General features: G+C 71.1%; 10 protein-coding genes. 4 read left to right on the top strand and 6 right to left on the bottom strand.

Annotated elements, in window-relative coordinates; genetic code table 11:
• Position 1 precedes the first annotated feature (1 nt).
• Positions 2–724, bottom strand: a complete 723-nt coding sequence (locus ACX114_RS04630; RefSeq protein WP_459295116.1) for a lysophospholipid acyltransferase family protein — start codon at positions 722–724, stop codon at positions 2–4.
• A gap of 253 nt (positions 725–977) precedes the next feature.
• On the opposite strand from ACX114_RS04630, the gene zwf reads away from it, so the two are divergent.
• The 3 genes from zwf to gndA are packed head-to-tail and all read left to right on the top strand — an operon-like array spanning position 978 to position 4,631.
• A complete protein-coding gene (gene zwf, locus ACX114_RS04625; RefSeq protein ID WP_459295114.1) occupies positions 978–2,519 on the top strand; it encodes a glucose-6-phosphate dehydrogenase in 1,542 nt (513 codons plus the stop codon).
• On the top strand, positions 2,516–3,181 hold the full coding sequence (gene pgl, locus ACX114_RS04620) for a 6-phosphogluconolactonase (RefSeq protein WP_459295112.1): 666 nt from the start codon (positions 2,516–2,518) through the stop codon (positions 3,179–3,181). Before zwf ends, pgl begins: the two co-directional genes overlap by 4 nt.
• A 22-nt stretch (positions 3,182–3,203) precedes the next feature.
• The gene (gndA, locus tag ACX114_RS04615; protein ID WP_459295110.1) at positions 3,204–4,631 is read left to right on the top strand and encodes an NADP-dependent phosphogluconate dehydrogenase; all 1,428 of its coding nucleotides are present in this window, start codon (positions 3,204–3,206) and stop codon (positions 4,629–4,631) included.
• A 25-nt stretch (positions 4,632–4,656) separates the two neighbouring features.
• Here the strand turns inward: gndA and ACX114_RS04610 are convergent, their stop codons facing one another.
• The 4 genes from ACX114_RS04610 to ACX114_RS04595 all read right to left on the bottom strand — a co-directional run bounded on the left by ACX114_RS04610 (position 4,657) and on the right by ACX114_RS04595 (position 8,079).
• A complete protein-coding gene (locus tag ACX114_RS04610) occupies positions 4,657–6,285 on the bottom strand; it encodes an acyl-CoA synthetase (RefSeq protein WP_459295108.1) in 1,629 nt (542 codons plus the stop codon).
• Positions 6,286–6,412: 127 nt separating this feature from the next.
• Entirely contained in the window at positions 6,413–7,243 is an 831-nt protein-coding gene (locus ACX114_RS04605) for a zf-HC2 domain-containing protein (RefSeq protein WP_459295106.1), read from the bottom strand.
• Positions 7,240–7,797 (bottom strand): RNA polymerase sigma factor, encoded by a 558-nt coding sequence (locus ACX114_RS04600; protein WP_459295104.1) that lies wholly within the window; start codon positions 7,795–7,797, stop codon positions 7,240–7,242. The genes ACX114_RS04605 and ACX114_RS04600 overlap by 4 nt, the downstream gene beginning before the upstream one ends.
• Positions 7,798–7,908: 111 nt before the next feature.
• Complete coding sequence (locus ACX114_RS04595) at positions 7,909–8,079, bottom strand: hypothetical protein (RefSeq protein WP_459295102.1); 171 nt, start codon at positions 8,077–8,079, stop codon at positions 7,909–7,911.
• 146 nt (positions 8,080–8,225) lie between these two features.
• On the opposite strand from ACX114_RS04595, the gene ACX114_RS04590 reads away from it, so the two are divergent.
• On the top strand, positions 8,226–9,233 hold the full coding sequence (locus ACX114_RS04590; protein ID WP_459295100.1) for a cupin-like domain-containing protein: 1,008 nt from the start codon (positions 8,226–8,228) through the stop codon (positions 9,231–9,233).
• A 5-nt stretch (positions 9,234–9,238) separates the two neighbouring features.
• On the opposite strand, the gene ACX114_RS04585 is transcribed toward ACX114_RS04590, so the two are convergent.
• Positions 9,239–11,998, bottom strand: a complete 2,760-nt coding sequence (locus ACX114_RS04585; protein ID WP_459295098.1) for a CHAT domain-containing tetratricopeptide repeat protein — start codon at positions 11,996–11,998, stop codon at positions 9,239–9,241.
• Between the last annotated feature and the right edge of the window lie 470 nt (positions 11,999–12,468).

Here is a 12,468-nt window from a genome sequence, read left to right as displayed (position 1 = left end):
TTCAGCCCACCCGCGCGAGCGCCTCCACGTACTGCTCGCGCACGCGGGTGGCCAGGGCCGCCGAATCCGGCCCGAACGTCTCCGGCGGCAGCGCCGGCATCACCCGCACCGTGACGGTGGCGCGGGCGCTCATCCACGGCCCGTCCCCATCCACCAGCTCCCGCGTGCCGCGCACCAGCACCGGCACCACCGGCACGTGCTCCTCCAGCGCCAACTGGAACGCGCCGCGCTTGAAGGGCAAGAGCTCCCCGGTCGAATAGGTGCCCTCCGGGAAGATGAGCACCGGGATGCCCTTGCGGAGCCACCGGCGGCAAGGGCCCAGGAGCTGCTCCATGGACGTGGAGCTGCCGCGCACGATGGGCACGTAGCCCAGGAGCGTCATCATCCAGCCCACCAGCGGCGTGCGGAACAGCGACGCCTTCGCCACGAACTTGTACGGCGTGAACAGCCCCATCACCGCCAGGATGTCCGCGAACGACTGGTGATTGACGACGTAGACGCACGGCCCCTTGGGCAACAGCTCCCGTCCCTCCACCCGCACGCGCCAGCCGGGGGACGCGTGCAGCCACAGCCCGTAGCACCACCGGCACACCAGCACGTGCAGCCACTGGCGGTTCGGATCCAACGGATACGCCACCACGAACAACACCGCGCCCAACGTGAAGAGGAGGGGCGCGGTGACGAGGAACAGCGCGAAGAACCACAGCGAGACGACGTAGCGCATGCGAGAGGAGGCGCCTTCCGTTCAGCACGACGCCGGAGGCGTCCGGTCCGCCAGGAGTACCACGTTCCAGGCGGCCCACCCACGCCCGGCCCGGTTGCCCGCGCGCCCTGCGACGGAGCCCGGGGCAAACCGGCGGAGCACCCGAGCGCCGGGGCAGGCAAGACGTCAGGCCCGCATCATTCTCCTGCAATGCGCTTGCAGGGCCGCCAGATTAGCGCCTTAAGGTGCCCGGCGAACCCGGAGGGAGAACCGCATGGACGCGCAGGGAGTGCACATCGAAACCCATCCCCGTGAGGGCGAACCGGTGTTCAGCGCGGGGCGCCCGGACCCCTGCACCCTGGTCCTCTTCGGTGCCACGGGCGACCTGGCCGAACGCAAACTATTCCCCGCCCTCTTCGAGCTCGCCCGCGCCGGCCTGCTCCCCGAGAACTTCGCCATCGTCGCCTACAGCCGCTCCAAGCTGGAGGACGGCCCCTTCCGCGAGCACGTGAAGGAGGGCCTGAAGAAGTTCGCCCGTACGCAGCCCCTGGATGAAGCCGCGGTGAAGCGCTTCACGGAGAGCATCGAGACCGCCTCCGGCGGCTACGACGATCCGGAGGCCTTCAAGCGCCTGGGCCAGAAGCTCCAGGACCTCGCGAAGCGCCGCAAGACGGACGGCAACCAACTCTATTACATGGCCACGCCGGCCTCCACGTTCCCGCAGATCATCAAGAGCCTGTCGGACGCGGGCCTGCTCAAGCGCGAGGAGCAGCCCGGTCAGAAGCCCTGGCACCGGCTCATCATCGAGAAGCCCTTCGGCCACGACCTGGAGAGCGCGAAGGCCCTCAACAAGACGCTGGGCTCGGCGCTGGACGAGAAGCAGATCTTCCGCATCGACCACTACCTGGGCAAGGAGACGGTGCAGAACATCCTGGTGTTCCGCTTCGCCAACGCCATCTTCGAGCCGCTCTGGAACCGCCAGCACATCGACCACGTGGAGATCACCGCGGCGGAGGCCATTGGCGTGGAGGGCCGCGGCGGCTTCTACGACGAGACGGGCGTCATCCGGGACATGGTGCAGAACCACCTGCTCCAGGTGCTGGCCCTGTGCGCCATGGAGCCCCCGGTGTCCTTCGGCGCGGAGGACATCCGCGATGAGAAGAACAAGGTCTTCCGCGCGCTGCGCCCCGTGGAAGGCGGCGAGGTGCCCCAGCACGTGGTGGTGGGCCAGTACGAGGGATACCAGGACGAGAAGGGCGTGAAGAAGGGCTCCCGCACGCCGACCTACGTGGCGATGAAGATGAACATCGACTCGTGGCGCTGGCAGGGCGTGCCCTTCTACCTGCGCGCGGGCAAGAACCTGAAGAAGCGCCTGACGGAGGTGTCCATCCACTTCAAGACGGTGCCCCTGGGCCTGTTCAGCGGCAGCGGCGCCAGTTGCCAGCGGTTGCAGCCCAACGTGCTCACGCTGCGCATCCAGCCGCACGAAGGCATCGCGCTGTCCTTCGAGTCCAAGATCCCCGGCGAGGACGTCAACATCGGCGGCGTCACCATGGACATGGACTACGCGGAGAGCTTCAAGAAGCCCGTGCCGGAGGCGTACGAGCGGCTGCTGCTGGACTGCATGCGCGGCAACGCCACCCTCTTCGCGCGCCAGGACAGCGTGGAGCAGGCGTGGGGCTACATCACGCCCATCCTGAAGGCGCTGGAGACGGACGAAGGCGGCACGGTCCACACCTACGCCAAGGGCAGCAAGGGCCCTGACGCCGCGGACGCGCTGCCCGCGAAGAACGGCCGGCGGTGGTCCACGCTATGAGCCAGCCCCTCATCGTCCCCTCCGACCGGCTGGCCCGCGAGGCCGCGGACTGGATGGCCCGCGAGCTGGAGAGGGCGCTCGCGACGAAGGTCCGCGTGAGCCTGGCCCTGTCGGGCGGCAACACGCCCAAGCCCGCGTACCGGCTGCTCGCGGACCACAAGCTCCCCTGGGAGCGCGTGGACGTGTACTTCGTGGACGAGCGCTTCGTGCCGCCCGACCACCAGGACAGCAACTACCTGCTGGTGAAGCAGTCGCTCATTGAGCCGCTGAAGCTGCCGGACGCGCAGGTGTTCCGCATGCAGGGCGAGCGCACCGACCGCGACGCCGCCGCGCGCGACTACGAGAAGACGCTGCCCGCGAAGCTGGACGTGGTGCTCATCGGCGTGGGCGAGGACGGCCACACCGCGAGCCTCATGCCCGGCCACCCGGCGCTCCAGGAGCGCACGCGGCGGGTGCTGGCGGTGGAGCAGAGCGCCAAGCCGCCGCCGTGGCGGATGACGCTGACCTTCCCCGTGCTTCAGGGCGCGGGGGCGGTGCTGGGGCTGGTGGCCGGCGAGGGCAAGCGGGACGCCATGCGGCGCATCCTCGCGGGCGATATGTCCCTGCCCGCGTCGCACGTGACGAACACGCAGTGGATGTTGGACCCCTCCGCCCACGGGTGAGGCGGATCCTCTGGAGGGAACAATGAGCGAACAGACGAAGCCGGCGCAGTTCGGCGTGGCGGGCATGGGCGTGATGGGCGCGAGCCTCGCCCTCAACATCGCGGACCACGGCTTCCGCGTCGCCGTGTGGGACCGCCACCCGGAGAGCATCCAGAAGGTCCAGCAGGAGAACCCCAAGCAGGCGCTGCAGGGCTTCCCGGAGCTGGAGAAGTTCGTCGCCGGCCTGGAGCGCCCGCGCCGCATCCTCCTGATGATCACCGCCGGCGCCCCCGTGGACGAGATGATGGGCCGGCTGTTCCCGCTCTTGTCGCCCGGCGACGTCATCATGGACGCGGGCAACTCCTGGTACCTGGACACGCGCCGCCGTGAGGCCCTGTGCAAGGAGAAGGGCTTCCACTTCCTGGGCATCGGCGTGTCCGGCGGCGAGGAGGGCGCGCGCAACGGCCCGTCCATCATGCCCGGCGGCCCCAAGGACGCGTACGCGCTGGTGCAGCCCGTGCTGGAGGCCATCGCCGCGCGCAGTGAAGAAGGCCTGTGCGTCACCCACGTGGGCCCGGAGGGCGCGGGCCACTTCGTGAAGATGGTGCACAACGGCATCGAGTACGCGGACATGCAGCTGCTCGCGGAGACGTACGACGTGCTCCGCCGCGGCCTGGGCCTGGACACCGCGCAGCTCGCCGACCTGTTCTCCAAGTGGAACGAGGGCATCGCCGAGTCGTTCCTCCTGGAGACCACCATCAAGGTGCTGCGCAAGCGCGACCCGGAGACGGGCAAGCCGCTGGTGGACCTGGTGCTGGACAAGGCCGGCCAGAAGGGCACGGGCAAGTGGACGGTGCAGGTGGCGTTGGATCTGGGCGTGCCGGTGCCCTCCATCGCGTCCGCGCTGGACGCGCGCAACCTGTCCTCGCGCAAGGACGAGCGCGTGGCCGCGGGCAAGAAGCTCCACGGCCCCGACATCTCCCTGTCCTCGGACGAGAAGAAGGAATTGGCCCAGTGGGCGCATGACGCGCTCTACGCGGCGCGCGTGGTGACGTACGCGCAGGGCATGCGGCTCATCCAGGCGGCGTCGGACGAGTACAAGTGGGGCGTGTCGCTGGCGGAGATGGCGCGCATCTGGCGGGGCGGCTGCATCATCCGCGCGAAGCTGCTCACCCCGCTGCGCGAGTCCTTCCAGCAGCAGCCCACGCTGCCGAATCTCATGGTGTCGGAGGCCTTCGCGCCCGTGCTGGACAAGATGGCCCCGGCGTGGCGCAGGTTCGTGGGCGTCGCGACGAAGGCGGGCATCCCCGTGCCGGTGTTCAGCAGCAGCCTGGCGTACCTGGACAGCTACCGCAGCCCGGAGCTGCCGCAGAACCTCACCCAGGCCCAGCGCGACGCGTTCGGCGCGCACACGTACCAGCGCCGGGACAAGCCCGACGCCGGCTTCGTGCACTCGGACTGGCTGAAGTAGTCCGTCCCCTGCCCCTGCGCGCCGCCTACTTCTTCTGGGTGGCGCGCAGCTCGGCGCGGCGGATCTTCCCGCTCACCGTCTTGGGCAGCTCCGTGACGAACTCAATCTCACGCGGGTACTTGTAGGGCGCCGTGGTCTTCTTCACGAAGTCCTGCAGCTCCTGCGCGAGCTCGGGTGACGGCGTGTGCCCCGGCGTGAGCAGCACGTACGCCTTGATGCGGTGGCCCAGCTTGTCGTCCGGCACGCCGATGACGGCGGACTCGGCCACCGCCGGGTGCTCAATCAGCGCGGACTCCACCTCGAAGGGGCCCACGCGGTAGCCGGACGTCTTGATGACGTCGTCCGAGCGCCCCACGAACCACAGGTAGCCGTCCGCGTCGCGCACCGCGCGGTCACCGGTGACGTACCAGTCCCCCCGGCTGCTGGCGGCGTTGGCCGCGTCGTCGTTGAGGTAGCCCGCGAACAGGCCCACCGGCCGCTCCGGCTTCACGCGCACGGCGATGTCGCCCTCCTGCCCGTCCGCGACTTCATTGCCGTGCTCGTCGATGACGGCCACGTTGAAGCCCGGGGACGGCTTGCCCATGGAGCCCACGCGCGGCTCCATGCCGGGGAAGATGCCCACGATGACCACCGTCTCCGTCTGGCCGTAGCCCTCGCGGATGTGCAGCCCGGTGGCCTCCTTCCACGTCTGGATGACCTCCGGGTTGAGCGGCTCGCCCGCGCTCAGCGAGTGGCGCATCGCGGACAGGTCCACCGCCTTCAAATCCTGGAGCACCAGCGCGCGCCACGCGGTGGGCGGCGCGCAGAAGGTGGTGACCTTCTCCCGCTCCAGCACCTTCAGGAAGGCCACGGGGTCGAACCGGCCGCGGAAGTCGTGGACGACGTTGCACGCGCCCACGCTCCACGGGCCGAAGAGCTTGCCCCACGCGCACTTCGCCCAGCCGGTGTCGCTGAGCGTGAGGTGCCGGTCCTCCGGCTTCAGGTCCAGCCAGTAGCGGCCGGTGATGAGGTGCCCCTGGCCGTAGCTGGACTGGGTGTGCAGCACCATCTTCGGCATGCCGGTGGTGCCGGACGTGAAGTAGATGAGCAGCGGATCATCCGAGCGCGTGGGCGGGAACGCCGTCGCCTGGGATTCCGCCAGCGCCTCCGGCGTGTAGCGCGTCCACGGAGCAGGCGCGTCGCCAGTGGACACCCACGTCGTCACGCCGGGGGTCTGGCCTGGCACGCCCTCGAAGCGATCCAGGCAGCTTGCGTCGGTGAGGACGGCCTTCGCGCCAGCGGCCTCCAGCCGGTAGCGGATGTCCTTGGCGGTGAGCATGGGCGTGCCGGGCATGAAGACGATGCCCGCGCGGATGCAGCCCAGCACCAGGAACCACCACTCCGGCACGCGCGGCATCAGGATGAAGACCCGGTCGCCGCGCTTCAGGCCCAGCCCGGTGAGGAAGCGCGCCGCGTGCAGCGAGCGCTCCTTCAGGTCCTGGAAGCTGAAGCGCTGGGAGCGTCCGGACTCGTCGGACCACTGGAGCGCGGGGGCCTGGGGCCGCTCGGCCGCGTGCCGGTCGATGACGTCCGTGGCGAAGTTGAAGTGCGCCGGCCGCTCCCACCGGAAGTCACGGCGGGTGGACGTGTAGTCGGCGGATGAAGACTCGGGCATGGACGGCTCCTGGAGTGTTCCGACAACCCCAGCAGCCTGTCACGTCATCCCGAGGAACGAGTCACGGCCCCCGCGCGGAGCGCCCGGTGGTGGACGCTCGTGACGCGCGGGGGAAGTCCAGCGTGCTTCAGCGGGCGGCGGCCCGCAGCTCTTCCGCCAGCTTGCGCGCCTCGTCGCTCCAGCCCGGCTCGCCCAGCGCGGCGACCTGGTCGAAGTCACGCGCGGCGCGGGCCTCCTGGTGCAGGGCGCGCAGCGCGAGGCCGCGGTTCCACAGCGCCTGCGGGTTGCGCGGATCCGCGCGCACCACCGGGTCCAGCAGCGCCAGCGCGTCCTGGTAGCGGCCGTCCTGCAGCGCCACCACCGCCAGGTCGCTGTCGCGCGCCAGCGACGCGGGCTCGCGCGCCAGCACCGCCTGCGCCTGCTGCCACTGGCCGTGCAGCACGTAGGCCGCGACGATGCCGCGGAAGTCCTTGCGCTCCTCCATCTCCGCCAGCGGACGCAGCGGCAGCGTGCCCTTTCCGGCCTCCACGCCGTCCGCGCCACCGCGCATGGGGCTGTAGCGGCGCCACTGGTCCGCGCGCGGATCAGACAGGCGGGCCTCCAGCTCGCGGGTGGTCTGGTTCTCCAGGAAGACGACCGCCGGCACGTCCTGGGCGGGCATCATGCGCGGCACGAAGACGGCGCAGAGGCTGGCGGCCATGGCCAGCGGCGCCACGACGCGCGCGTTCTTGCGCACCCACGCGCCCAGCGACACCACGTTGCCCTCCGGCTTCGCGGCCGGCGCTTCCGTCGCGCCCGTGCCCAGGGCGCGCGCCGCCAGCAGCTCCAACTGGAGCAGATCCCGGAGGCCGCCCTCGCAGGCGGCACAGCGCGGCAGGTGGTTCCGGAAGCCTTCGGCGTCGGACTCGGACAGTTCGCCGTCCATGAAGAGGTGCAACCGGGTGCAATGCGCGTTCATGACTGGACCCCCCGCTCCCGGGCCACCGCGACGCTCGGGAGGAGCAGTTCCCTCAGGTCCCGGCGCGCCAGCGTCAGCCAGCTGCCCACGGTTCCCACGGGAACGTTGAAATGTTCTGCGATGGCCTGATAGCGGCGGCCTTCCGCGTGAAGCCGGTACGCGTCCCTCAGGTGCGGCTTGAGCTGCTCGATGGCCGCCTGGAACGCGTCGTTGCCCACCAGCTCCCAGTTCTCCCTGTCCCCATCCCCCGTCACCGGCAGGTCCTGCACCAGCGCCAGGTGCGGCAGCCCCCGGCTCTCCGTGCGCTGCCGGCGGCAGTGGTCCAGGAACCGGTTGGTCATGGTCGTGCACAGCCACGCCGCGCACGCCGCCTCCGTCCGGTCCTTCAGGTGGCCAAACTCCGGCAACGCCCGCTCGAAGGCCTCCTGGACCAGGTCTTCCGGGTCCAGGACGCCGCGAGCGCACAACCGCCGCGCCACCGCCAGCAGGCTGGGCCGGTGTCGCTGGATGAACGCCTCGAAGTGGCGCTTTTCCCGGTTGAAGAGGTTGGCCATGACACAAGGCCCCGAAGTGACTGGTGGGCTTTCCTGACTAAAGACGCCGAGCGGTTCGTTTCTTGAGAGAAAAATGCCCGGAAGGGCAGACAAGCCTGCCCGGCAGGGGCTTCAGCGGGCCCCTTCCGGCCCCGCCAGCAGGGGGGGAACCGACGGCGGCGGCAGGGGACGGCGCCGCTTGGGGCCCCGCTCCGAGCAATTGACGTACGAATTCTTCACGTGCGGGGCGCTGCGGTCCGGCTCGAAGGCAGTGGCGGTGGAGGACACGTCTCCGGGGATCATGGGTCGCTTCTCCTGGTACGGCGGAAGTCCGGCGAAAACCGGGGATGGGTAGAAAAAGACTGTTGGGCGTGGTCCATAGCACGCCTCGCCTCACCGGCAGGAGGGCCCCCCAGGGGCACTCCCTCAAGGATTTCAAGGAGTTCCGAATGAACGAGGACAAGTCCGCGCTGCACCCCGCGTGGCGGCAGTGGCTGGCGGAGAACCTGGCATTGGGAGTGTCGGCGGAGGACGTACAACAGACGCTGGTGCAGGCGGGGGTGGACCCGGCGCTGGCGCGGGAGGAGATCGCGGCGGTGGGGCAGCACCCGTACTTCAAGGCGGCGCTCCAGGTGGCCCGGCACTTCGGGTGGCTGGAGTCGCTGATGGACGTCTACAGCGAGCTGCGCGCGCGGGACGGGGGCCGGGAGCTGGAGGTGCGCGAGGGGGTGTCCCCGGAGGAGTTCTTCCGCCGCTACTTCCTGGGCCACCGGCCGGTGGTGCTGCGCGGGCTGATGGCGGACTGGCCCGCGATGAAGCGCTGGTCGCTGCCGTACTTCCGCGAGCGCTTCGGGACGGTGGAGGTGGAGGTGATGGTGGGACGCGACGCCAACCCGGAGCACGCGGCCGAGCAGGACCGGCACCGGGCGCGGATGCCCTTCTCCGAGTTCCTCACCCGCGTGGAGACGGCCGGAGAGACGAACGACTTCTACATGGTGCCGCGCAACGAGAACTGGGGGCGCGAGGGGCTGGCGCCGCTGCGCGAGGACCTGCGGGCCCCCGCGGGGCTCATCGACCCGTCGCTGCGGGCGGATCAACTGACGCTGCTCCTGGGGCCCGCGGGCACCGTCACCCCGCTGCACCACGACAACATGAACATCCTGTTGGGCCAGGTGATGGGCCGCAAGCACGTGCGGCTGGTGCCATCCTTCGAGCGCCACCGCGTGTACCCGCACCGGGGCACCTTCAGCCACGTGGACGCGGCGAAGCCGGACCTGGCCGCGCACCCGCTGTTCGCCGAGGCCACGGTGCTGGAGGCGGTGCTGGAGCCCGGAGACATGGTGTTCCTGCCGGTGGGATGGTGGCACTGGGTGAAGGCGCTGGACGTGAGCGCCAGCGTCACCTTCCACCACTTCCTCGTTCCGGGAGGCAACACGCACCTGGACGCTCCCTTCTGACCCGTTCAGTCCGCCCGCTCCACCAGCAACACGGAGCGCGTCCACACGGCGCGGGAGTCGCGCGCGAGCCACGCCTGGCGCTCGTCGCGCAGCGCGACGGCCGCGGGCTTGCCGGCGTGGATGCTCCGGCGGACCCCGTCGAAGAAGCGGCCCGCGGCGTCCGGGATGTCCACCGTGGAGGCCAGCACCGCGCGGGCCCCGGAGTCGATGAAGGCCGCGGGCAGGCTGAAGGGCTCCGTGCTCTGGAGGGACGACGTGCGGCCCGCGCTGCACGCGGCCAGGAACACGGTGGGCGCGCCGGTGAGCCGCTGCTCGCGCACCACGTCCGCCGTGAGCGCGTAGCGGCCGTTCACCTCCGGTGACAGCACCACCAGCGACGCGCCGGAGATGCTGGGGTCGGTGATGCCGTGCGCGTGGATTTCAATCTCCGTGGCGTCCGCCATCCGCGCCAGCACGCGCGAGGGCGTGGCGTCCGCGCCGGACAGCACGTCCGGCGGCGCGACGCCGGGCTCCGCCTCCGGCGTCCACGAGGGGAGCCGGGGCAGTTGCAGGAGCGACGGTGCCTCCACGCCCGCCACCACCAGGCGGCGCGCGGCGGTGGACGTGGGCGCGGGAGGCGGCCCCTGGGTGCGGCCCAGGCGGAAGCTCCAGGCCATCTCCGGCGGCAGCAGGTCCGTGCGGCCGAAGAGCGGCGTCCAAGCGAACACGTCCACGTGCTCGCAGCCGGCGAGCGTCTGGCGCAGGGCATCCGGCACCAGCCGGGACGAATCCACCCGGGCGAAGGACTCCCGGCGCGAACCGTCATAGGAGCCCTTCACCTCGCCCTTGGGCCCCAGCGCCACCAGGGTGGTGCGCTCGGCGTGGATGCTGGCCGCCAGCGCGCACCGCGAAGGGACGGGCGTGCCCAGCTGCGCGGCCATCAGCGCCACCACCTTGGGGAACTCCCCGGCGCGGCCCGCGTCCGCCGCGAGCGACGAATAGCTGAGCGCCCAGGTCTCACGCCCCAGCACGTCGCCGCGGGGCAGGGCCTCCGCGTCCGCGATGGCCTTCTTCAAGAGCGCCTCGCCCCGGGCCCGGTCCTGGTCCAGGAGGAAGCGGCCCTCCAGATAGTGCGTGTAGATGCGGTCGCTCTCCGGGACGGAGGCGCCCTCCAGGGCCCGCGTGGTGACCGTCTTCAGCCACTCCGCGTCGCGGGGCCCCGAGCCGAAGCGGGACAGCTCCGCGACCGTCGCGCCGAACACCAGCTCCATGGGGTTGTCCGAGCACGCCTCCGCCGCTTCCAGCTCGCGCCGCGCGGCGTCCGGCCGCAGGTCCAGGTAGTACAGGTGCGCCAGCTGCACGTGGGGCCAGGAGCAGCTGCGGGTGGTGCCTCGCGCGGCCCACTCCTCCAGGTACGCGCGCGCGCTGCCCAGGTCGTTGCGGGAGCGCGCCACGTGGCTGAGGATCTCCAGGACGTTGAACTCCGTCTCCCACTCGCGCAGCTGCCGGGCGCCCGCCCACAGCACGCGCGCGTGGGCTTCCGCCTCCGTGAGGCGCTGCTGGTCCGTGTAGAAGATGGTCAGCCGGCGCTCCAGGTCCAGGCAGCGCACCGACAGCGTCGTCTCACGGCAGCGCTGGAGCGCGTTGAAGAGCCGCTGCTCGGCCTTCCACCACGACCCTTCCGCGACCTCCTGGCGCGCCTGGTCCCGCTCCGCGATGTACGTGAACCAGGGGTCGCCCATGCGGCCCACGCGCGCGACCATGTCCTGCAGGCCGGTCAGGGAGCCGTTGCGGCTGCGCAGGAGCGCGCCCAGGTAGATGTCCTCGTCGCCGGACACGCGCGCCCGGTTCAGCAGCGCCTCCGGGACGGAATGGCCCGCGCGCAGCGTCTCCGCGTACTGACGCGCCAGCTCCGCCCGGCGGGAGAAGTCGCGCTTCGCCACGCGCTGTACGTAGTCCGTGAGCACGCTGCCGCCCTGCACCCGGTCCAGCTCCTTCGCCAGGGGCATGAGCGCCAGCGCGCGCTCCTTCGACGCCGCGGCGCGCACGGCCTCATAGAAGACGCCGCGCACCGCGCCCGGAAGCTGCCGGGCCGCGTCCATGGGCAGGGGCGCCTTCGGATCCTCCACCAGCGCCAGGGTCGCTTCGCGCGCGGCCGTCCACTGGCGCTGGCGCTCCAGCGTGGCCTCGCGCAAGGACAGCGCCTGGGCGTGGGCTTCACGTCCCCAGCCCTGCTCGTTGCGCTTCGCCACCTCTTCGAACAGCTGCGACGCGCGCAGCGTCAGCCCCATCTCCCGGAACACCAGCGCGCGGTTCCACAAGGCCTGGGTCAGGTTCGGCTTCGCGGTGAGCGCCGCGTCCAGCAGGCGCAGCGCGCGCTCATGGTCGCCGCGAGCGAGCGCCACCGCCGCCAGGTCGCTGTCGCGCTCGGGCGAGGCCGGCAGGCGCTCCAGGAACGAGGCCGCCTGGTTCCACTCGCCCTCCAGGGCATAGGCCGCCGCGATGCCGCCCCAGTCCTGCTGGGCCTCCATGCGGGCGAGCGGCCCCAGGGGCATGGGCTCGGCGGGCACCGGGCAGCCGCCCGCGGGTGCACGCGAGCGGTAGCGGTCCGCTTCCGGGTGCGTAAGGCGGGACTCGATGCGGGCCGCCGCCCGGCGATCCGTCCAGAAGGTGTCAGGCACGGACTGCGCCTGCTGCGCCCGGGGCTTCAGGGCCGCGACGCCGCCCGCCAGGAGGGGGATGGCCAGTGCCAGCGCCCAGAGACTCATCTTCGCCGGCTTCACCATGCGGTCCCCTCGGGCGTCTCCCCCCTGCCGCCCTTCCGGGACGTTCTACACCAACCTCCGACGAACGCCGACCTGGCCCCGTCCCCTGCCTTCAGGCGTCCCATGACGCGGTGGGCAGCAAGGCGGTGGGAGAACAGGCGCATCGGATGTTTTGGGTGACACACGCACCAATAGACGGGCTGCTCCGCCGATCTTGAAAAAAGGCCCCACTTCCCACGTCCGGCGCGAGAGGGAGACAGGGCGCCGGGCCGTCAGGCTGTTGGGGGGATGACGCCCGGGGGCTCGGCTGCACGGCTGCTCTCGAAGGATGGTTTGAGCGCCCGCATCCACCCGGAATCACGCGCTTCGGCATGCCTGGGGAAGTGACGGGCGGCAGGGCCCCGTCCCCCTCATGCCCCACCAGGCGGCCCGGCGGGCGCGTGTGCGGCAGGGGGTTGGCAGGCGGGATGGGGCGGGAAGGCTTTTTTCCC

This window comes from Corallococcus sp. M7 (genome assembly GCF_054512695.1).
The sequence above is the reverse complement of the archived record's forward strand: the minus strand, read 5'-3'. Positions and strand labels throughout refer to the sequence as shown.